General features: G+C 36.9%; 18 protein-coding genes and 2 tRNA genes. 10 read left to right on the forward strand and 10 right to left on the reverse strand.

What is annotated here, in order from left to right:
- Positions 1–50: 50 nt before the first annotated feature.
- From HC728_RS04340 to HC728_RS04355, 4 genes are all read left to right on the forward strand, one after another.
- A tRNA-Asp gene (locus HC728_RS04340) sits at positions 51–127 on the forward strand.
- A 636-nt stretch (positions 128–763) separates the two neighbouring features.
- Entirely contained in the window at positions 764–1,471 is a 708-nt protein-coding gene (locus HC728_RS04345) for a carbonic anhydrase (protein ID WP_017019001.1), read from the forward strand.
- A gap of 111 nt (positions 1,472–1,582) precedes the next feature.
- Positions 1,583–1,673 (forward strand) — tRNA-Ser (locus HC728_RS04350).
- 474 nt (positions 1,674–2,147) lie between these two features.
- A complete protein-coding gene (locus HC728_RS04355) occupies positions 2,148–4,034 on the forward strand; it encodes a methyl-accepting chemotaxis protein (protein WP_017018345.1) in 1,887 nt (628 codons plus the stop codon).
- Positions 4,035–4,105: 71 nt separating this feature from the next.
- On the opposite strand, the gene HC728_RS04360 is transcribed toward HC728_RS04355, so the two are convergent.
- Together HC728_RS04360 and HC728_RS04365 are read right to left on the reverse strand one after the other, a co-directional pair.
- The gene (locus HC728_RS04360; protein ID WP_190395147.1) at positions 4,106–4,921 is read right to left on the reverse strand and encodes a 5'-methylthioadenosine/S-adenosylhomocysteine nucleosidase; all 816 of its coding nucleotides are present in this window, start codon (positions 4,919–4,921) and stop codon (positions 4,106–4,108) included.
- Positions 4,922–5,001: 80 nt separating this feature from the next.
- Positions 5,002–5,502, reverse strand: coding sequence for a GNAT family N-acetyltransferase (locus tag HC728_RS04365; RefSeq protein ID WP_017018343.1), 501 nt, complete (start codon positions 5,500–5,502; stop codon positions 5,002–5,004).
- 320 nt (positions 5,503–5,822) lie between these two features.
- On the opposite strand from HC728_RS04365, the gene HC728_RS04370 reads away from it, so the two are divergent.
- Together HC728_RS04370 and HC728_RS04375 are read left to right on the forward strand one after the other, a co-directional pair.
- Positions 5,823–8,177, forward strand: coding sequence for an ATP-binding protein (locus HC728_RS04370; RefSeq protein ID WP_017018342.1), 2,355 nt, complete (start codon positions 5,823–5,825; stop codon positions 8,175–8,177).
- 1 nt (position 8,178) lies between these two features.
- Positions 8,179–9,060, forward strand: coding sequence for a mechanosensitive ion channel family protein (locus tag HC728_RS04375; RefSeq protein ID WP_017018341.1), 882 nt, complete (start codon positions 8,179–8,181; stop codon positions 9,058–9,060).
- 61 nt (positions 9,061–9,121) lie between these two features.
- Here the strand turns inward: HC728_RS04375 and HC728_RS04380 are convergent, their stop codons facing one another.
- Entirely contained in the window at positions 9,122–9,961 is an 840-nt protein-coding gene (locus tag HC728_RS04380; protein ID WP_017018340.1) for a 2OG-Fe(II) oxygenase family protein, read from the reverse strand.
- 203 nt (positions 9,962–10,164) lie between these two features.
- On the opposite strand from HC728_RS04380, the gene HC728_RS04385 reads away from it, so the two are divergent.
- Positions 10,165–10,857, forward strand: a complete 693-nt coding sequence (locus tag HC728_RS04385; protein ID WP_017018339.1) for an SDR family oxidoreductase — start codon at positions 10,165–10,167, stop codon at positions 10,855–10,857.
- Here the strand turns inward: HC728_RS04385 and HC728_RS04390 are convergent.
- Positions 10,846–11,145, reverse strand: coding sequence for a hypothetical protein (locus tag HC728_RS04390; RefSeq protein ID WP_012533410.1), 300 nt, complete (start codon positions 11,143–11,145; stop codon positions 10,846–10,848). The genes HC728_RS04385 and HC728_RS04390 overlap by 12 nt on opposite strands.
- Entirely contained in the window at positions 11,145–11,585 is a 441-nt protein-coding gene (locus tag HC728_RS04395; protein ID WP_005419963.1) for a YcgN family cysteine cluster protein, read from the reverse strand. Before HC728_RS04395 ends, HC728_RS04390 begins: the two co-directional genes overlap by 1 nt.
- A gap of 122 nt (positions 11,586–11,707) precedes the next feature.
- Between HC728_RS04395 and HC728_RS04400 the strand changes: the two genes are divergently transcribed.
- Complete coding sequence (locus tag HC728_RS04400) at positions 11,708–11,959, forward strand: YkgJ family cysteine cluster protein (RefSeq protein ID WP_005419964.1); 252 nt, start codon at positions 11,708–11,710, stop codon at positions 11,957–11,959.
- Positions 11,960–11,980: 21 nt separating this feature from the next.
- Here the strand turns inward: HC728_RS04400 and HC728_RS04405 are convergent, their stop codons facing one another.
- Together HC728_RS04405 and HC728_RS04410 are read right to left on the reverse strand one after the other, a co-directional pair.
- The gene (locus HC728_RS04405) at positions 11,981–12,211 is read right to left on the reverse strand and encodes a TIGR02647 family protein (RefSeq protein ID WP_005419965.1); all 231 of its coding nucleotides are present in this window, start codon (positions 12,209–12,211) and stop codon (positions 11,981–11,983) included.
- 146 nt (positions 12,212–12,357) lie between these two features.
- Positions 12,358–13,251, reverse strand: coding sequence for a Tim44 domain-containing protein (locus HC728_RS04410; protein WP_005419966.1), 894 nt, complete (start codon positions 13,249–13,251; stop codon positions 12,358–12,360).
- A 222-nt stretch (positions 13,252–13,473) separates the two neighbouring features.
- Between HC728_RS04410 and HC728_RS04415 the strand changes: the two genes are divergently transcribed.
- Both HC728_RS04415 and HC728_RS04420 read left to right on the forward strand, forming a co-directional pair.
- Complete coding sequence (locus tag HC728_RS04415) at positions 13,474–14,073, forward strand: TetR/AcrR family transcriptional regulator (protein WP_026029226.1); 600 nt, start codon at positions 13,474–13,476, stop codon at positions 14,071–14,073.
- Between the two features lie 29 nt (positions 14,074–14,102).
- On the forward strand, positions 14,103–15,971 hold the full coding sequence (locus HC728_RS04420) for an MFS transporter (protein WP_190395148.1): 1,869 nt from the start codon (positions 14,103–14,105) through the stop codon (positions 15,969–15,971).
- A 7-nt stretch (positions 15,972–15,978) separates the two neighbouring features.
- Here the strand turns inward: HC728_RS04420 and HC728_RS04425 are convergent, their stop codons facing one another.
- The 3 genes from HC728_RS04425 to HC728_RS04435 are packed head-to-tail and all read right to left on the reverse strand — an operon-like array spanning position 15,979 to position 20,940.
- Positions 15,979–16,572, reverse strand: coding sequence for a fructose PTS transporter subunit IIA (locus tag HC728_RS04425; protein ID WP_065604702.1), 594 nt, complete (start codon positions 16,570–16,572; stop codon positions 15,979–15,981).
- Between the two features lie 10 nt (positions 16,573–16,582).
- Complete coding sequence (locus HC728_RS04430) at positions 16,583–18,277, reverse strand: sugar phosphorylase (RefSeq protein WP_017018336.1); 1,695 nt, start codon at positions 18,275–18,277, stop codon at positions 16,583–16,585.
- A 14-nt stretch (positions 18,278–18,291) separates the two neighbouring features.
- Positions 18,292–20,940 carry a glycosyl hydrolase-related protein gene (locus HC728_RS04435; RefSeq protein WP_017018335.1) on the reverse strand — a complete coding sequence of 883 codons (2,649 nt, stop codon included), beginning with the start codon at positions 20,938–20,940 and terminating at the stop codon, positions 18,292–18,294.
- Between the last annotated feature and the right edge of the window lie 48 nt (positions 20,941–20,988).

The raw sequence follows: 20,988 nt of genomic DNA on the forward strand, positions 1-20,988 counted from the left end.
ATCCCTCCGCCACTTTCGAGATTCAGATAGAGTCTGGGTTTCAAAAAATTGGAGCGGTAGTTCAGTTGGTTAGAATACCGGCCTGTCACGCCGGGGGTCGCGGGTTCGAGTCCCGTCCGCTCCGCCAATACAACGAAGGCATTGTCGAAAGACGATGCCTTTTTTGTATCTGTCGAAAATGAAAATACTTCCGAGATCCAGATAGAGTCTGGATTTCAAAAATTAGAGCGGTAGTTCACATCACTGCCGTTAATTATTTCTTTAGTCTATTACGCAGGAAAAATCTTTTATATCAAGGCAGAAATTGCAGAAGCTAGTGGGCCTAACTACAAAATTTCTAACACAGATAAAAAGATTTTAACCAGTAAGAGCAAAGAGATAATTAATGATAGTGATGTCAGTTTAGACTTTCTATTGGAGAGCTTAGCGGCCTGACACGCCGAGGGTCGTGCTGCTCTCAAGGTGAGATAGAAAGTCCCGTCCGCTCCGCCAACACAACGAAGCCTTGTCAGAAATGACGAGGCTTTTTTGTATCTGTCGAAAATGAAAATACTTCCGAGCTCCAGATAAAGTCTGAATTTCAAAAAATCCATCACATCCATTCTTTAATGCTCAAAATTTGCGTTAAAACTAAGACAATCAAACAAAGCATTTCAAAGAATTAGAAGCAGGTTGCGAAACTTCATTCAAACCATTATTAACCAAAGTACATTTGTATTAGCCTAAGCTCGATTTTATAAAATAATAAGGCTAGATAAATACCATGAAAAAATTATTTACTACATTAGCTGTTCTAAGTGCTCTTTCAGCAACACCATTCGCTTCTGCATCTGAATGGGGTTATACGGGAGATACTGGCCCTAATCACTGGCATGGCGTTTGCCAAACAGGCGTAAATCAATCTCCAATTGACATTACCAATGCCATTGAAAGCGAATTAGAGCCAATTACGTTTAATTATGGTCAGGCTGGTGAAAACATCGTTAATAATGGCCATACGGTGCAGGTAAACATAAAAAAACCACAATCAATTCAAGTTGAAGGTAAGACATTTAGCCTACTGCAACTGCACTTCCATGCTCCAAGCGAGAATTTAATTGCAGGGCACTCATATCCGTTAGAGATGCACTTAGTTCATGCTGATAAAGATGGAAACTTAGCGGTTGTTGGCGTGATGTTTAAAGAAGGTAAGGCAAATCCAGAACTTGCTAAAATCTGGTCGCAAATGCCTGAATCAGGAGAAGTCACTCTTGATAAGAAATTAACACTAACGAACTTATTACCAAATGATCAAGCCTACTATCGTTTTAATGGCTCATTAACGACACCACCTTGTTCTGAGGGGGTAACTTGGCTAGTAATGAAAAATCCTATTGAGATTTCATCTGAACAATTAGCTCAATTTAGAGAACTCTACAACGGTAATAACCGTCCAACCCAGGCAATTAATGCTCGCCCTATCTTAAAATGATAACGAAAATGCCGTAAATCCACACAAAATGCTCGAATTTACGGCAAACAGTACTTAATTTTAAAAGAGTGCTTTACATGAAGGTGGGGAACGCCTATTATTCACCGCGTTGGAGGGATGGCTGAGTGGTCGAAAGCACCGGTCTTGAAAACCGGCAAGGGTTAATAGCCCTTCTAGGGTTCAAATCCCTATCCCTCCGCCACTTTCGAAGCCCTAGCAGAAATGCTGGGGCTTTTTCGTATCTGACATTCAATCATCTATTTATTCGTGATTATCATCATTACCTAGCCCGTCCAAAGCAAAAGATAATAAGATTTTTCTCTACGTTATTACTTTACTCTTACTTATTTTCTTTAACCTAAATAATTTATATTCCAATCTTTATTTATATTACTTCCCTATAAATATAATTACTATCTATTAATTATCATATTTTCCATCAAAATAAGAAAACAATTAATAACATTCGCGAAATTCAGTTTTTAATAGTTATATATTCTTATATAGAACTTTTAAATTCTCTTACAAATTAAAAATTGATAACTTTAATTTAATTAGAGTACACTCGCGAAAATTAACATATGGAAAAAGAAAGATAAATAAAGTCAACAATTCTAGCTCAGTCATAAATAAATTAAATAGATATATTATTAATTCTACCTAAGATGATCACATCATGAATCTAACATTAAAAAATACCGTTTTTATATCTACATTCTCCCTGTTATTTATAATATCAATAGTTTTAACAGGAACAGGATATTTTACATTTAAAAATTACAACATTAGCTCTACTGAAGAACATAAAAAAAATATTGGCTCTTTATTAGCTATATCATTAGAAGAAAACATAAACAGCTATTTTACTGCTATGGAAGCCTTATCTATCGACTTTGATAGCAATGGAAATATCAGTGACATAAAACAAGCGACAACAAGTTTAGAATTATTACGTAAAAGTACGAATGTACCTTTAGTCTCTATTGGACTTAAGAATGGGTTAACGTTTGAAAATGGTGCTTTTATTCCTAATTTCAATGCAAAGGAAATGAAGAGAGAATGGTATCAGCGTACATTTAATGGTGAAACTAAAGTTATCACACAAGCTTATAACGATGCCGCGACTAACCGTACTGTTTTCGCCTTTTCAAGTCCCCTTTATAAAAACAATGAAATTATTGCTGCAGTAGTTATTACAATTGAATTAGATACAATTAAAGAATTCATTAGTAAACTTACACCTGAGAATCAGGTTTTTGTCTACGATAACAGTGGATATATTGTCTCTGCTCGTAGGGACCACTTAATCAGTAAAAATATATTTTCTGAACGTCCTGAATATAAAAGCTTTATTAATAATGAACTAAACTACAACATCGATAATCGATATGTATCAGCATACAAAACAGAAGTACCATCAATAAATTGGAATGTTGTAAGTTATGAATGGGACGATGTTATTGCTCAACCAAGTAAAGACATGTTGATTGATTCAATAATATTATTTGTTATCGTATTAAGTATAGCTCTTATTCTTGTTCACTTTTTATTAATAAGATTAATTTATGCACCAATAGGTGGAGAGCCCGCTTATATTTCTTCTATTCTATCAAATATCGCAAATGGTAACCTATCTGAAAAATTCACAATTACAGGTAAGGAAACAGGGATTTACGCATCCGCTATTGCCCTTAATCAAAAATTATCATCAATAATCAAAAATAGCTTATTACTTTCTGATAGCGTGTCTTCGGCTTCCGAAGAACTAACACTAGTGATGAATGATACTTCAAACAACTCTCAACAAGAGTTAACCCAAGTTGAAGCTATCTCAACAGCGATAAACGAACTTTCGAGTACATCCAAAGAAGTAAGTATCAATGCGCTGCATGCGGAAAATGAAACACAAAACGCAATCAATAATGTAACGAAAGGATTAGAGGTTCTTAACTCTTCGATTTCGCTAGCTGGCAATATCAATGATTCTGTTCAGCAAACTGCGGACATGATCTCAGAGCTTAAAATTAACTCTAACAATATTGGAGAAGTAACAACGGTTATCAGCTCTATTTCAGAACAAACTAACTTACTTGCACTAAACGCAGCAATCGAAGCTGCTCGTGCTGGAGAGCAAGGACGAGGCTTTGCTGTTGTCGCTGATGAAGTCCGAAATTTAGCGGCAAAAACTCAAGAATCGACAAAAAACATTCAAGAAATCATTCTTAAATTACAAGAGCAATCTGAAATTGCCAATACGAATATTGCTTCGAATGTTGTTGCTATTCAAGAGTATATAAATCTGTCTGAAGATGTAAAAACTTCATTTGATAACATCGTTCTTTCTGTTCAATCAATCTCTGATGTTAATACTCTTGTAGCAACAGCTTCACAAGAACAATTAGCGGTAACAGAAAATATTGCTCAAAATACAACAGCTACTTTTGATTTAGTACACCAAAACGTATCGGCAATAAACCAAACACAACAAGCTGCTGCTGAACTTTCGCAATTAGCTGTATCACAAAAAAATGAGTTATCTTTCTTTTTAATAGATGATAAATAATACAAAGAAGTGACAATAAGATATTTAAAGCCCTAACAGAGACACTAGGGCTTTTTTATATGTGCGGGTAATTATTTTTGCTTCGCAATCCACTGCTTAACAAAATCAATTACGTATTTTTGGTTAGTAATTGCCGTTGCAGGATCAAAATCTTGATTATGTAAATCTGTGTTCGATAAGATTCGAATACCGATAAATGGTACTTTATAAGCCTCTGCAACTAATGCTGCTGATGAGCTCTCCATCTCTTCTGCCGCAGTTTGGTAGGTTTTGTGTAGCCAATTAATTCGAGCAACTTCTCGGTTCCATTCATCAGCGGTACCAATCACGCCTTTAACCACTTTGCCTTGAGCCGGATGCTTTACATTCTTATAAGCAAAATCCACTAACTCTGGCGTTGAATAAAATGCGTCATGCTCAGCAAACTTATTATCTTCTCTTAATCGCATTGTTACTGTGAAGTTTTTCCATTTTTCAGGTTGAATCCCCTCTTCTACTTTAGAGAATTCAGAGCGATTTGCTCCCATATTGAAGCTCTTAACGGCTAAAACAATATCGCCACAGTAAAGCTCTGGATCATGACCACCAGAAGTTCCTTGGTTGATAATCATGCCTGGTGAAAACTTCTCAATAGCTAGAGTTGTTGATGCTGATGCATTAGCAATACCCACTTCCGTTCTTGATACAATGACTGGGTAATCATCAATAGTTCCAGTCCAAAACGTCCAAGAGCCAAAAGTTACCTCTTGTTTATTTTGTAACTGCTCAACCATATAGTTAACTTCAACATCCATGGCACCTTGTAAAACAATAGGCTTTGGTGCTGCTGCTAAAGAAAACGAAACAAGTGTAAATAAACTAGCAAGAAAATAACGAAGGTACTGCATGTATATATCCCTAATTAATATTTTTATGATTAAAAATTTTGGCGGATAATACAGGAACACCAACAAAAAGCAATCGTTTGCTATTTTATTTCACACTCTGTCAAATTCTTGAGCATCCAAACATCACATCCATTGTGTTCAGTTCCATCAAGAGGCTTAGATAAACGCTTAAAGCCTAAATCTTCATAAAGAAAGATCGCAGACTTCATACTGGATAGCGTATCTAGGTAACATTGGGTATACCCAACTTCTTTTGCAAACTTTAAGATTTTCCCCGCAATGGTTTTACCAAACCCACGTCCTCTTGCTTCTGGTAGGAGAAACAATTTTTTCAATTCACAGACCGTTTCACTGTTATTAAATGGCGATAAACCGCAACCTCCCACCACTCTGTCATTAAGTAGTAGGATAAGATATTTACTTTTTTCTTTTGGATTATAGTGAGCACTCATTTCTAACACTTCGTCATCACTAGGTCCAAATCCTTCTCCAACAGCACCGAATTCGACACCTACATTTTTAATGATGTAGCAAATGTCATTATCGTGCTCACTAGATATATCTACGATTCGATATTTCATTTTAATTCTCCGAAATCAGCTATTTTTCATTATAGAAAAATAAATAGAACATAATGCTGCCAAAAATTGATTGTGTGGGCTCAGTACAGATTTTGATCACAGAGAAAGTTATTTCTTTTCATTAATTACATATTTTATAAATCACGAAATTAATTACATTAAATCACAACTAAATGACGCTTTTTGTTTCCGATTTGGTGTGTTTTACAAAAAAATAGATAAATTGCCACATTGATCACATTTCTCCTAAACCAACGCATTACCTATCATCAACAATGACGTCTTATTTCGTCATAAATATTGAGACTTTTTCGTTACTTATGAATAATATTGTTACTCATTTGCTTTTAGCGTTTGCTCTATTCTGTTCCTCACAAGCTTCTGCTGAATGGGGTATTAATACCTATAACCCAGTATCAATCTCGGAATCTGCACAAAAGATTGCGGCCGATATTAAACAGCTACCCGAACAGCACTTTTTCTCAAATAACGAATATCGACAAGTAAAAGAGTTGATGTCTCGAACTCTGTTTGAACAAAATAAACAATTAAAAACATTAGAAGACTCTTTAGTTAACTATCGAAATGATGCGACAGACAAAAACTGGGCAAAGGTAGAACAAAATCATCGCTCACTGACATCATTAAACGTGAGCAAAGAGAAGTTATTGCTACTTAGTGATACAAAAACACGCGACCAGCTCACTGGATTTGGCCCTCGTGGTGTTACTCAGTTTTATTCTGAATTACGTATTACAAAGCAGAATATTCAATACTATATTCACTACCAACTGCGCAGTTTTAAAAAACTACTGAGTGATTTAGCTATTTCACCAGTGCCTATGATTAGCGTGCTGTTTAAAGTGTTGTGTGTCATGTTTATCTTTAATTGGTGGATGCGTAACAGCGATCGTCTAATTCACGACTTTAAAGTGTCTAAACTAAAGAGCACTTCAAATCCAAGTTTGCTGATCCGTACTATTTGGTATTGCAGTCGTGCGCATAAAGCCATTGCATACTTGCTACTAATTACAGCGACATTACGCATTATTTCAACGTTACCAAGCTTACAGCATCTGATTTTCTTAGAGATCTTCACATGGTGGATCCTTGGGGGTTCCATTGCGGTAAGTTTTATTCTTGAATTTGCTTTCCGTAATAGCAAACACAATAAAAAAGAAAACATTGCACTTCGCTTATCCACGATTCGCCGTTATGTATGGGGGATAATTGTCGCTGGTGTTATTTTACAGATTTCATCAAGAACATTAGGGCAAGGTACCATTTACGCATGGATTAACTCCTTTGTTGCTTTGTTCTTTATCTTACTGACGATCATCAGTTTAAAGCAATGGAACAGCACTATCTTTAGTCGTATTGATCGCTTCGAAACCTATCCTATTTCGGTTCAATGGGCTATTCGAAATAAAGATTCCATGTTTATGTCTATTCCTGCAACCGCTTGCTGCGCTGCGTGGTTAATAGGCAGAACACTGCAACATCTTGTGCTTTCGACTTTGTCACAATACGCTGCATTCAGTCATGCTCTTGCTTACCTATTTAGAATAGAAGTAGCAAAACAAACGGAAGTCTCGCGTGAACAATCAAATCTTGTACGTGTTAAAGGCCCATTAGCGTTTGACTATATTGCACCGGGCTCTGAGGAATCAGAACTTATTGAGGATTACGCTAAAGATGAAATCATCTCACTGTCACGCTATTTATTAACAGATAGTCCAGCAGTATGTGTATTATCTGGCGAACGTGGCGTAGGTACGACAACGGTACTTAAACGCATTCTGAATAAAACTAAAAACGCAGTACCCATTTACATTAACTGCCCTTACGACGGTTACGCTGCACTGTTACCAGAGTTAGCTCAATTACTAGGATTAGATGCAGAATCATCTGAAAAGGACATCCTACAACACCTAAGAAACAGCGAGCAGTGCTACCTAATCGCTTTTGATAACGCACAACGATTAGTAAAACCAAAAGTGAACGGGTTAGTTGAGCTAATGAAGTTAACCAACCTACTAAGACGTGCACGTAAGAGTCACCGAGTGGTTTTATCCATTGATAAATCAAGCTGGCGTTTTATTGACCGTGCTCGTGGCGAACGTCTATTGTTTGATCTTGTTACGTTTATGCCTAAATGGACAGAGAAAGAAATTGGTCAATTACTTGATTCTCGTATCGTAAAAGAAAATAACGTAAACACTATTTCGTTTGATGGGTTAGTGCTGCCTAGACAATGGGATGAAGATAATTTAAGTGATGAAGAACGCGCTAAAAATGGCTTCTACCGTATTTTATGGGATTACTCTGATGGTAACCCTACGGTTGCGCTGCGTTTCTTTAGATTGTCACTATTTAGAGATAAAGACACCGATGCCATTTTAGTTCGTCTATTTAGGGCTCCACAATCGGATGATTTAGAAACCATGCCAAAACCAATGTTGGCCGTGCTTCGCTCTATCGTACAGTTGGAAGTCGCTTCCCCTGAAGATCTGTGTGATTGTAGTCGCCTAAGCATTGCGGAAGTCATTAGTACACTACGCTACTTCCAAAGCCGTGGTTACATAGAATGGAATGATGAAAAAGCACGTATATCGGACCACTGGTATCGTCATATTACTAACGTATTACATCGTCAACACTTACTGGTGAAATAACATGATTCGTTTATTTGTACTTTGCTTATCACTGATGGTGAGCTCAACTGCATTGGCTGAAGATCCTCAATCAATCGATAATTTACAACAATTTGCCAGTTTGATCCGTTGGAGTGGTGTTGCTGCCTCCTTCTTTATTATCCTAGGTGCGTGGTTATTCTTACGTTTCATTCAATCAATTGTGGATGGGGTAAGTAGCCAATTTGCTCAACGCCGTATGTTGATGCAAAAGCTGCAATCGTTCTTTCAATTCTTTATCTACATGTCGACAGCCGTTGCGGTTTTCATGCTGAGCTTTCGAGTTGATGATCGAGTATTAGCTTTAATTGGTGGTACGATTGCGGTATCTGTGGGTTTTGCCTTAAAAGACCTTACCGCCTCTTTCATCGCGGGCTTAACCGTAATGATTGACCGTCCATTCCAAGTGGGCGACCGAGTGACGTTTGAAGGCCACTACGGTGATATTATCGCCATTGGTCTTCGCTCTGTTCGCATGCAAACCTTGAACGACGATATTATTACCATTCCAAATAACAAATTCTTAAATGAAGTGACCGTTAGTGGCAACTACGGTGGGTTAGATATGCAGGTGGTGATCCCTTTCTATATTGGAATGGATCAAGACATCAATAAAGCACGAGATATCATCCAAGAAGCGGCGTCTTCAAGTCGTTATATTCACTTACCAAAACCGGTTGTAGTATTAGTAAAGCAGACGATTACCGATAACTATTTGGCGATTCAACTGACATGTAAAGCTTATGTGGTCGATATTAAGTTTGAAAAACTCTTTGAAACAGACATTACGTTACGTGTGATGCAAGAGTTTAGGAAAGCCAATCTCATTCCACCAACCATCGCAATACAGAGCAAATTAGCGTAATAGAAAATAAAAAAGGTAGAGTTATTAGGCTCTACCTTTTTTTATTGGATGAGGTTCAGAACTAAATAACGCCTAACTCTCGTAAACGCTCCATTAAATAGCTATTTGCAGTATGACGCTCAGACAATACAACCTCTGGTTTTGGGTGTAAGAACAAAGGTAAAGAAATACGAGACTTCGTCTTATCAGCACCTTCAGGATTAATGACTCGGTGCGTTGTTGATGGGTAATAACCACCCGATGCTTCTTGTAACATATCACCGATATTAATGATCAGATTACCAAAATCACATGGAACATCTAACCAACCACCCTCTTTTGTCTTAACTTGTAAGCCCGGCTCATTTGCTGCTGGTAACACCGTCAGTAAATTAATATCTTCATGCGCTCCAGCACGAATCGCACCAAGCTCCTCATCCCCTTCTAGCGGTGGATAATGAAGAATACGCAATAATGTTTTTTCACTTCCCTCTATCATGCTAGATAAAGATTGTGAGTACAGTGCTGATACCTCTTCTGGTGAATGTTCTTCTACCCAAGACAACAACTCAATCGCTAATGTATTCGCGTTATCGTAGTACTCTTGAATTTGTGCTTTTAATTCAGCAGGACATTGGCCGGTAGGATAATAATGATAGTACTCTTTAATGTCTTTTTTAGTATGACCTTTGGCTACTTCTGATACTGAAGCAGGAAAAAAACCATCTTGAGTATCGACATTAAATTGAAAGTTTTCTTTCTCTTGGCTATTAAAAAACGCATACCAATTATCATAAATACTTTGTACTGATTCTTGTTGAATTGGATGATTTTTTAACACTCCAAATCCAGTTTCTCTTAGCGACTTTACAAACAGCTCTGCTGCATTTTCAGCAGTGTAATCAATGGCTTCTAATTTCATAATTGTATTCTTTTTATTGTTGAGCAAGGAGTGAACTCAATAGTCTTTATTCACCTTAAGAAAAGGCATTCTGCTATTTGAGTATACAAAGCGAATTGTATTAAGATGAGGCTATAGGCTCAAGGATTAACGTCTAAAATATAGAAACAATTTGTTTACATCTAAAAACACAACTTTTCCGTGCAACAACATAAGGGATATTCATGAAACACATTTTCATTACAGGTGCTAACCGCGGTATTGGTTTATCTTTTGTAAAATACTATTTGCAACAAGGGCATAAAGTCAGTGCGACTTATCGTGATACCTCAACGGCTCAAGAGCTTCTTCAACTTGAAAATGACAATCCTGAACTTTCCTTGTATCAATTAGAACTGACTAATTACACTGCCATACAAAATATAGCAAAAACGCTTTGCCATACTCCTATAGATATTCTAATTAATAATGCCGGTTACTATGGCCCTAAAGGTTATGGTTTTGGGCACTGTGATGTTGAGGAATGGAAGAAAGTATTTGAAATCAATGCTATTGCACCACAAAAGCTCGTAGAAGCGCTCTACCCTAACTTGCAATTAAGTCGTGATAAAACCATCGTATGTATCTCTTCTAAAGTCGGCAGTATGACAGAGAACACTTCAGGTGGAGGTTATATTTATCGTTCATCTAAGGCTGCATTAAACTCTGTAGTAAAAAGCTTAAGTAATGATTTAAAACCAGAAGGATTTACTATTATTGCTATGCACCCGGGCTGGGTTCAAACGGAAATGGGTGGACCAAATGCTTTAATTTCAACAGAAGAATCTGTGAAGGGATTAACGAAAGTCATTGCCCAACTATCCATTGAAAATAGTGGGCAATTTTTAAATTTTGATGGTACTGAATTACCTTGGTAGTGGTTCTAAAATTCCGTTTCTTACCAAGCCACGTCGTACGTTTTTACACAGTTTAGCAAACTTATCAATCTCAGAGAAATTGGGCGTTTCACCACGCTCAATATAGGATTCCCAATACAAGAGTTCACTTTCAACCAGTTCAATCAATTTTCGTGGACAACCTACACACGTATCACCACATATCTGCGCTTCTGGCGCATCAAATGGAAAGTCAGCTTTCACCAACTCAATGATGTTACGCATTGCAGTTTTGCGATCTGGCTTTTGTGTTTTTACTTTTTCAGACATTAGCTTCTATGCGGATGGTTAGTGATGTGATCTTCCCAGTTCTTCACGTCAATAGCATAAACCACTTTATTTCTTACACTTTCACCAGCAGCGTGCATTGCTGATTTTGAACCTGTGATCAGCGGGTGCCACTCAGGTAACGGCTTATCTTCCGCTAATAAACGGTACGCACAAGTCAGTGGCAACCAGTTAAATTCTGCGATGTTTTCACGGCTTAGTTTTAGACACTCTTCACCTGATGTGAAACGTTTAGGGTAATCTTTACATGCACATGTTTTGCTGTTTAACCAGCTACATGCCACGTTGGTGTAGTAAACTTCATCTGTATCTTCATCCATTAATTTGTGTAGACAGCACTTACCACAGCCGTCACAAAGAGATTCCCACTCTTGTTCTGTCATTTCTTCTAATTTTTTTTGTTGCCAAAATTGCTCTGTCATTGCTTTACACTCATTATGGGAAGAGGCCGTTTTATACCACTCTGTTCCAAAAAAGCAAGTTTTGACCTAAAGATAGAAGAGTGATACCTTGCGCATCCTTTATTTTTTGCGTGAGTTTAATTATGGAATGTCGATTAGGTTGCGGTGCATGTTGCATTGCTCCAAGTATTACGTCATTTATCCCGGGAATGCCAAATGGTAAGCCTGCTGGTGTTCGCTGTGTGCAATTAAATGAAGAGAATTTATGTAAGCTTTTTGGTAAGGCTGAACGCCCAAAGGTATGTCATCAATTTAGTGCTTGTCCTGATGTATGCGGTTCAACCTCAGAACAAGCTATTCAAACCATCACTGAACTAGAGTCAATGACGTTATAATTCTTTTATAGAAGAATACGCTTACGATAGTACACGAACAACGTTTTGTACTTGCTCTGCGATTTCAATACCGTGGCTTGTTAAATAGCCACCATCTTCTTGTGTTACCAATCCTTTACTGAAAAGACGCTTCATTGCTTCAATTGCTTCGGGTGCTGCGTCTGAGTGAACCTTTAAACCCGCTTGAGTGCTTTCTAGTGGGAATTGCTTGAGAAGGTTCATTTCTTCTACGATGTCTTTATTAAATGGCATATTTATATCTCTCTTATTTATTAACTGAATTCAGCATAGACTGTCTAAAAAATATTAAAACAGAGCTGGATCACACCTATAAAAAATCCCTATAGGATTACTCACTATAGGGATATTTTTTAATCAATTTTCAGCTAGTTAAGTGCTTAAGCTTGAATACCGATAATTAACCATGGCGCATTTGGTTGCGTTAAATCACGCTCAAGGTGCCAAATATCAGTAATGTCCTCTTCAATGCCTTCTACCGCATCACGGTAGCGACCAGAGAACTGAAGACTTAATTGAGCGCGGTTTGCATCGTGATCAGCACGAACCACTTCTGCATCCACATACATTACGTCTGTGTGCTGCTCACCTTCAAGGGTTGCACGCTCTTGTACAAGGTCATTGTACAGGCTGATTGAAACATATTCTTGAATCGTCTCAAGCTGGTTATGGTTCCAAGCACCTTGTAAAATACGGTAGTGTTCACGAGAACCATTAATGAATGATTGCATATCAAAACCCGGTGGGTAGTTATGCGGAACGTCATCAGCACTTGCTGCACCAAAACCACCAGTAGGTTGTGCTGTAGCTTGATCAGCTTGGAAGTATTGTTGATTATCACGGAAACTAGGCTGTGCGTCTTGCTGACCTTGTGGGCCTGCATAAGCTGCACCTTGTCTCTGATTCATACTACCCGCCTTGGCTGCCATCATTGAGCGGAATACCTTGAATAGAATGAATGCGATACCTGCCATGATAAGAATATCCATGAATTGGATACCTTCAAACGCACCACCACTAAATAGAGCAGCTAATAAACCACCAGCAAGTAGACCACCAAGCAAGCCGCCCATTAGGCCTTTTTTGCCTGATGCACTTTTTGTTGTGTCTTGCTTACCAATCGTATTGGTATTTTGTTGTTTTTGTTTTGGCGCAGGCGCCGTTTTAAAGCTTTTACCAAATGACTTACCGCCACCGAATTTCTTTGCTTCTGCATGCGGTGCTGAGACCACAAAAACAAACATAAGGGCAACAATAGATAAAAGACGTTTCATTACCTCTTCCTTATTTTTGGAATTAATTTGGATTGATAATAGCTTGCATTGAGGAACAATGGCAGCATTAATCTTCAATAGAATGTTTCAGAGTGTTAAAACAAACAGTTATCCGTCTCAAACATGTGCACTAACTCCTAATTGACATAACTCTTACTTGAAGATTATAGCCATACATTTAAAATTAAGAACAATGTACATAATTTTATAGCTCAGGTTAATATGGCGCGCAGAAACGACCATTCTCATCAAGAAATACGCGAAATGGCATTAGATAATGTTAAATTATTTCTTAATGAGCATAGTCATCACGAACTCAGTTTACGCAAACTGGCAAAAAGCATTGGTTATGTACCGAGTACATTAGTCAATATTTTTGGTAGCTATAACTTATTGCTACTTCGCTCTATCGCGCAAACCCTTGATGAATTGATGCTTCAAATCTCACAAGGTATTGAAAACAGTGCAACCCCTGAAGAGGCACTAAAAGCCATTGCTTATTGTTATTATGATTTTGCACAGCAACAACCTAATCGTTGGAAGTTGGTATTTCAACATAATATGAATGGTGAGGCGCTGCCTGAATGGCAAGAAAACCGCATTAATCAAATGATGTCGATCCTTGAAAGAATGATCTTCAGTATTAACAATACGAAAACTCACGAAGATATTGTAGAAACAAGTCGTGTGATTTGGGCTGGTGTTCATGGTATTACGCTACTAAGCCTTGATGATTTACTTTTTTCATCAACACCGATTGATGGCCACAAACTTATTGATAACTTGCTGCTAAACTACATCAATCAATGGAAACTGCATTAACCAATATTCTTTGGTAAAAAGGATCTTTTATGGCAAAGCAAGCCAAACTACTTACACAACGTCGATTCCTCCCCTACTTTCTCACTCAATCTCTAGGGGCTTTTAACGACAACATATTTAAAAATACCCTGTTATTGTTTGTTGCTTTTGCTAGTGTCGATTCTCTACCTATATCATCTAATTTATTTATTAATTTAGCCGCTGGGTTATTCATTCTTCCTTTTTTTCTGTTTTCTGCTTTTGCTGGTGTACTGGCTGACAAATATGAGAAATCGGCTTTTATACGCAAAGTTAAACTCGCTGAAATCATTATCATGCTCTTTGGGGCTATTGCCTTTGTTTTAAAAGACTTCACGCTATTACTTATTTTATTGTTTTTAATGGGCACTCAATCCGCTTTTTTTGGTCCAGTAAAATACGCTTTACTCCCTCAGCAATTAAAAGAAGATGAGTTAGTTTCTGGTAATGCATTAGTTGAAACAGGCACTTTCTTAGCCATTCTATTTGGAACCATTGGCGCTGGCATTATTGCATCCCAAGAGAATGCGCAATATATTGCTGCTGGTGCTGTGCTTCTTTTCGCAGTACTTGGTTATTTATCTAGTCGTTTTATTCCTTATGCAAAAGCCATTGACCCAACACTTTCATTTCGCTGGCGACCAATTCAGCAAACACGGAATACTATTTCAATCGCAAAAAAAGATACGTCTGTATTTTTAGCGATTATGGGGATCAGTTGGTTTTGGTTTTTAGGTGCAAGTTACTTAACTCAGTTTCCTAATTACACTCACCATTTTTTAAACGATAATGCGATTACTGTTAGTGTACTGTTGGCGTTGTTCTCAGTTGGCATTGCAGTAGGTTCATTAGCCTGTGATGTATTATCTAAACACCGTGTTGAACTAGGCATTATTCCTCTTGGCAGCCTTGGTATTACTATTTTTGGTTTCAACCTGTTTTTAGCGACACCCGCAAATCCAATACATACCACTGATTTTTTTGAAATCTTAACGCATCCAGATCTTTTCTCTGTTTTTGTTAATCTCTTTTTTCTAGGGGTCTCTGGTGGGATATTTATTGTTCCTTTATACACGTTAATCCAAAAACGACCTCAAGCGAAACATCGCTCTCAAATCATTGCTGCCAATAATATTTATAACGCCATCTTTATGGTAACAAGTGCCATTCTTGGAATTATTTGTCTATCTGTCATTGAGTTAAGTATCCCTCAATTTTTCCTTCTTCTTGCGATATTAAATGGTATCGTCACACTCTTTTTGTTTTTCCGTGTGCCTATTTTTATTATTCGCTTTGTTTTATGGATTCTCACTCACACGGCATACCGAGTAAACCACAAACATTTGCATCATATCCCAGAAGAAGGTGGCGCTTTGTTAGTGTGTAATCACATCACTTATATGGATGCTTTTATTATCAGTGGAGCGTGCCCTCGCCCTATTCGATTTGTAATGGAAGAGGAATACGCTGAATTACCTTTAATTAAATACTTCTTTAAATTAACTAAGGTTATTCCAATTAATGCCACTAAAAGTAGCTCAATTCGACGAGCATTTATGGAGGTTGAAAACGCATTAACAAATGGAGAAATTGTGTTGATCTTTCCTGAAGGCGTTTTGACTCGTGATGGTGAAATCGGTGCTTTCTTACGAGGTATGGATATCATTTTGAAACGCTCACCGGTGCCAGTCATTCCAATGGCGCTGCGAGGCTTATGGGGAAGTTTCTTTAGTCGCCATGGCGGTAAAGCAATATTAAAACGCCCTAGTCGCTGCTGGTCTAAAGTAGAAGTGGTAGCAGGAGAACCCGTACTACCACAATATGCAACATCAAAACTGATGCGTGAAAAAGTAGCTCAATTACGCGGTGATTGTCAGTGATGATGCTTTAAAGCAACATAAATAAAAATACTGAGATTAATACACCTATACCTAATACTGCTGGGTATGCATAGCGGGTGGTATCTTTGGCGATTTCAACCTGAACGTCTATTTCTTTTTTACTCTGTTCATAATTTTTGCTGTCCTCATTACCATCAAATAATGACATAACCTCTTGTGTTGAGCTCGCAGCCAGTAACTGTTCTCTAAAATCATCTTCAACCAATAATGAAGTAAGTGTAGTTAATACCTCCATATGAGTCGACCCCGCTTCAGCTGGTGGGATTGCCAATAAGAAAATCATCTTAACTGGTTCATCACCATCTAAACCTGTCCACATCAGTTCTTCTTTTACAAACGCGCAAGCAAAAACAGGTGCTTTAACCGCTTCTGATTTTCCATGAGGAACGGCTAAGTACTCACCAAGTGCTGTTGGTCCTTCCTCCTCTCTTGTTAAAACAGCCTCTAAAAACTCTTGTTTGTTGGTCAATTTTCCATGTAGATCTAACTTATCTGTTAATGCATGAATGGCTGACAATCGATCATCAAATACGGCATCAATTAAAATAAGATCAGGTGAAGTAAGTTGTGCTAATTTCATTTTAAATTCCTTATTGCTGCATTAACCAAACAAATTGATATGGCTTTAAAGTAAACGTATTTGAAAATGATGCGTTTGTAATAACATCTACTCCTCCATCATCCAGATAAATATCTTGAGGGCTTGATGTGATATTTACTATAAATCGAATGGCTTCTTCTCCTTCACCACGTATCAAAGCAAAAATACCCTCACCTAACTCAAGTACTTTTTGTGATGATTGTGGAGAAAATGCTGAAAGCTGTTGACGTAAACCCAGTAATGAAACCATTTGGTTATACACTTTATAGCGTAATGCTTCTGAATCTTCGAGTTCTGTTTCTAACTCATCTAAATTAAATTTCTCACGATTAATACGGCGATTAATTCCTGATTCAAGCATTGCTTTTACATCATTTTCACTGCCTAACAAACTATGATAATAAATGGCAGGTACACCAATAAATGAAAGTAATATTGACTGTGCAGCTAAAAATTTATCGGATTTTTTCGTTGAATTATCATCAGGTTCCGTTAATGCACTTAAATAGTTAATATTAAGTTCATAAGGTGATTGGGTTCCATCGCCATTATCTTTATAGTTAACCCTTCCGCCCTTTCGTTCAACCTGTTTACACATCATTAATCTATCATCATTCGTTAATATCCCTTCTGTTGGACGAACTCCAATACCATCGTGACTAGCTAAAAAGTTGAAATACGTTGTTTTATGCCCTTCATGTAAACTTTGCATTGCTTCTGATGTTAACCCTTTTGCCCACATAGTCAGCATTTGACTATTTTCGCTCATAAATGCATGTAAAGTTAATGGCGGCAGCGGAAATTGATACACCATATGAGCCTCATTACCTTGCCCAAAGTAAGAGATATTTTCTCTATGAGGGACATTCGTTTCTGTGATTAATAATGTTCCAGGAATAGCCTTATCAAGAATAATTCGCCAAAGCTGAATAATTTCATGAGCCTGTGGTAAATGAATACATGATGTCTCTAATATCTTCCAAATAAACCCGATAGCATCTAAGCGAATAGAACGACCACCATTAGCAGCATACATGAGTAGAATATCTATACTCTCTAATAAAACTTTTGGATTATGAAAATTAATATCTATTTGATCATCTGAAAATGTTGTCCAAACATAAGAAATCTCGCCCGAAGCCTTATTAAATGGAGTTAAAAGTGGTAATGAGCGGGGACGCGTAACACTTGAATAATTAAGGCTAGGATCTGACTCGATAAAATACTCTTGATATTGCTCATCACCAGCTAAATAACGTTGAAACCAGTCACTACTTTTAGAAATATGATTAATTACGCAGTCATACATCAAATCAAAGTTATCTGATAATGCATTTAACTCTTGCCAACTCCCTAATTTCGGGTCAATTTTACGATAATCAACAACACTAAAACCATCATCTGAAGTATAAGGAAACATAGGTAATATATGAATATTACTAATAATGTTTTTTAAATATTTATCAGCAAATTTTTTCATTGTTGATAACGTTTTTTCTCCATCAGATGAAAAGCTATCCCCATAGGTAATAAGATAAGACGTTTTCTCATCAACCCATGATTGATAAATTGGTTTCTCTACTTTCCATTTGTTAATGAGTCCCAAAATATCTTGAGTAATCGATATCGCATTACCTTTGCCGTATATTTTTTCGACCTTGTTGAAAATAACGTTTTCTATCATTTTAATCACTCCAATTACTCTGCTGATTTAAATGTAAGACGTAAATCAATACTGTTATTAGGACGAACAATGGCATCACCCGATAATTCTTGTCCAAAATACGTTATCGCTTGTTCTCGATAATTTACCAATTCAACACTTTCACAATGTTCGAATGCTGTTAGATCAAGGTGTTGCTCACTATCTGTCGCATTGAATAAACGAACAATAACTGCATTTTCTTTATAAAAAGAGTGCCCAATACTTGATAGCTCTAACGATTGTTTAATTGAAAACAAGCTAAATAATGGTTTTCGTTTATGTGTATCGAATCTAACTTGGAAGCGTTCTAATCGATTTTCAAAGCTATTTAATGTTTGTTTTTGATAACTGAATGGAAGACCCAAGTAACAAGCCTCCAATTTGCGAATCGTACTGTGTTTTGCATCATCCGTTAAAGCAATAGCAAAACTAAATTGCATTGCTTTTTGTAATTGAGCGTCGGGTGTATGTACGACGGTATTGTTGATACCTGAAGCTCTACCAGGTCGCCATAAGAGGTCATCTTTACCAAGTACTCCCGTCGATTTAAATAAGGTCAAAGCCAATTTGTCACACGTTGAACCTTTGATGATTTGAAACTCTTTTAACCCTCTTCCATTCACAATAATCGCTTTATTATCTTGCTCTATCGCAACCGCTCCCTCAGTTGTTTCAATATCAATTGGGCATTCACGGTATGTATCTCTCCAATTATCAATATTGGTATCAACCATTCGCTCCATTACAGCAAAAGGCTGAGTACTTATCGATGTATTGGTTTGTATGTCTGAATTAATTAATACTCGAACACGATGATCTTTAATTTGATTCACTGTTGAAATATCTACTAATAATTGTTCTTGCTCTTTAACTAAGCGTAATGTGATATCAAATACCGCTGTTTCGGTAATTTTTTGGGTTTTTCTCTCAATAAGATCTTGTGGGACAGTTAAAGTTGCACGAACTTTCATGCTTTGCTCAGTTAGTCCTATATGACTTTCTAACCATTGAATAGAATTATTATAAAGAGGAATATCATTCTTTAATGGCGAAAAATCATATGAATCACCATCATCAGCTTGTTCTTCAAACTCCAACAATTTTGAAATAGTTCGACCATTCATTTTGTTTGTAACTTGAAGCTCATCATCATTAATCGTGAGTATTAGTACTTCGTTTTCAATACTATTTTTATTTTCAGATGCAACCATATGATTTTCTGATTGATTTTCTATAATTTGGAATATTTTATACCCCATTGCTGGTAATTGATTAACACAGATATTCAATTCAAAACGGTAATACGGTGGCACAGCAACTTCTTTCTCTCCATCTTTTGTTACTTCAATAACTTTTCCACCATCTAAAGTCTCTTTTTTTATAACCTCAATAGGTAATTCGATTTCTTTATCTATGATTGAAATATACTCATGATGGCTAAATACAACAGCTTTTACGACACCGTTATAAGGTGTTAACTGGCCATTAAATAACATCAACTCATTATCATGGCAGCTACTTGCAATTTCTTTCACTACAAGGTTATACAGTCCGTGACAAATTTCTTGTGCCTGTTTAAGACGATGCATAATATCTGTATTTGTTGCGTCACTATTACATCCCCCCATACTGTCATGAGCATGGCATTCCAGTATTTTTTTCCATGCAATATCAATCAACTCAGTATGTACAATGATTCCTTGAGCTTTAGCAATAGCAACAACTACTTCTAATTTTTTTAATAAAAACTGTTCAATTTCAAAATTGAGTTTCTTAATATCGTAACGAACAGATCCTATAGTTTTATGTATTCGTGCGTATCGTGGCGACTTAAATTCTCCTTGATAAGTCTCAAAGTCTTCACTGTTATTACGCAGCACATCAATAAAAGCTTCCATTGAAGAAATAGTATAAACATCGTATTCGGAAGATCGTTCTGTTGCTGAACGTAATGTTTGTGGTAGTGCAGGATCAATATTGACTTGATCTCCTCCAGATGGGATCAACACATCGTTTAATCCCGATAGAGATTTAATTTTCTCTATCATTGGAAAGATTTTTTTATCTAAATGCTCAGGGGTTGCTACAATATTCTTTGCAGCTCCATATCCATGAACTAAGTTATAAGCATAGATATCATCGCCACCAGATGAACGCCAAAAGAAATGAGATTTCTCGACTTGTTTTCCATAATCAATACCGCGCCAAAATACAATATTATCAATACCTACTCCCTTAAATAAGGTTGGCATTTGTGCATTATGACCGAAGGTGTCAGGTAAATAACCAACCTTCATGCTATGGCCTAACTCTTCCGCGACATGCATACCATACTTCAGGTTTCGAATAATCGACTCACCCATAACATTGTAAGTATCAGTCTGTGTATACCAAGGTCCAATAAACAATTTTTTATCAGTAATCAATTTCGCCATGCGATCTCGCATATGTGGCAACACTTTCAAATAATCTTCCACAATAGAAGATTGCCCATCTAAGTGGTAACAACTGTAGTCTGTTTGTGTTTCTAATATTTCAATTACTTTTGTAAAATTATAAGCTGCTAAAACGTCACTATCTTGTTGAGTAAAATACCACTCACGATCCCAATGCGTATGAGGAATTACATGTACTTTAGCCATTTGATTATCTCTTTATCTTAATTGGAATTATGAGGAGAACAGTCATCT

This window comes from Aliivibrio sp. S10_S31 (assembly GCF_014694495.1).
In the GTDB taxonomy this organism is placed as follows: domain Bacteria; phylum Pseudomonadota; class Gammaproteobacteria; order Enterobacterales; family Vibrionaceae; genus Aliivibrio; species Aliivibrio fischeri.

What these genes read in the sequence shown, in the direction of transcription:
- HC728_RS04365 (WP_017018343.1), bottom strand. Translation starts at nt 5,502, where the DNA reads ATGAAATATCGAATCGTAGATATATCTAGTGAGCACGATAATGACATT.
- HC728_RS04345 (WP_017019001.1), top strand. Translation starts at nt 764, where the DNA reads ATGAAAAAATTATTTACTACATTAGCTGTTCTAAGTGCTCTTTCAGCA.
- HC728_RS04355 (WP_017018345.1), top strand. Translation starts at nt 2,148, where the DNA reads ATGAATCTAACATTAAAAAATACCGTTTTTATATCTACATTCTCCCTG.
- HC728_RS04400 (WP_005419964.1), top strand. Translation starts at nt 11,708, where the DNA reads ATGGAATGTCGATTAGGTTGCGGTGCATGTTGCATTGCTCCAAGTATT.
- HC728_RS04430 (WP_017018336.1), bottom strand. Translation starts at nt 18,277, where the DNA reads ATGATAGAAAACGTTATTTTCAACAAGGTCGAAAAAATATACGGCAAA.
- HC728_RS04435 (WP_017018335.1), bottom strand. Translation starts at nt 20,940, where the DNA reads ATGGCTAAAGTACATGTAATTCCTCATACGCATTGGGATCGTGAGTGG.
- HC728_RS04385 (WP_017018339.1), top strand. Translation starts at nt 10,165, where the DNA reads ATGAAACACATTTTCATTACAGGTGCTAACCGCGGTATTGGTTTATCT.
- HC728_RS04425 (WP_065604702.1), bottom strand. Translation starts at nt 16,572, where the DNA reads ATGAAATTAGCACAACTTACTTCACCTGATCTTATTTTAATTGATGCC.
- HC728_RS04410 (WP_005419966.1), bottom strand. Translation starts at nt 13,251, where the DNA reads ATGAAACGTCTTTTATCTATTGTTGCCCTTATGTTTGTTTTTGTGGTC.
- HC728_RS04415 (WP_026029226.1), top strand. Translation starts at nt 13,474, where the DNA reads ATGGCGCGCAGAAACGACCATTCTCATCAAGAAATACGCGAAATGGCA.
- HC728_RS04375 (WP_017018341.1), top strand. Translation starts at nt 8,179, where the DNA reads ATGATTCGTTTATTTGTACTTTGCTTATCACTGATGGTGAGCTCAACT.
- HC728_RS04370 (WP_017018342.1), top strand. Translation starts at nt 5,823, where the DNA reads ATGAATAATATTGTTACTCATTTGCTTTTAGCGTTTGCTCTATTCTGT.
- HC728_RS04420 (WP_190395148.1), top strand. Translation starts at nt 14,103, where the DNA reads ATGGCAAAGCAAGCCAAACTACTTACACAACGTCGATTCCTCCCCTAC.
- HC728_RS04405 (WP_005419965.1), bottom strand. Translation starts at nt 12,211, where the DNA reads ATGCCATTTAATAAAGACATCGTAGAAGAAATGAACCTTCTCAAGCAA.
- HC728_RS04395 (WP_005419963.1), bottom strand. Translation starts at nt 11,585, where the DNA reads ATGACAGAGCAATTTTGGCAACAAAAAAAATTAGAAGAAATGACAGAA.
- HC728_RS04360 (WP_190395147.1), bottom strand. Translation starts at nt 4,921, where the DNA reads ATGCAGTACCTTCGTTATTTTCTTGCTAGTTTATTTACACTTGTTTCG.
- HC728_RS04390 (WP_012533410.1), bottom strand. Translation starts at nt 11,145, where the DNA reads ATGTCTGAAAAAGTAAAAACACAAAAGCCAGATCGCAAAACTGCAATG.
- HC728_RS04380 (WP_017018340.1), bottom strand. Translation starts at nt 9,961, where the DNA reads ATGAAATTAGAAGCCATTGATTACACTGCTGAAAATGCAGCAGAGCTG.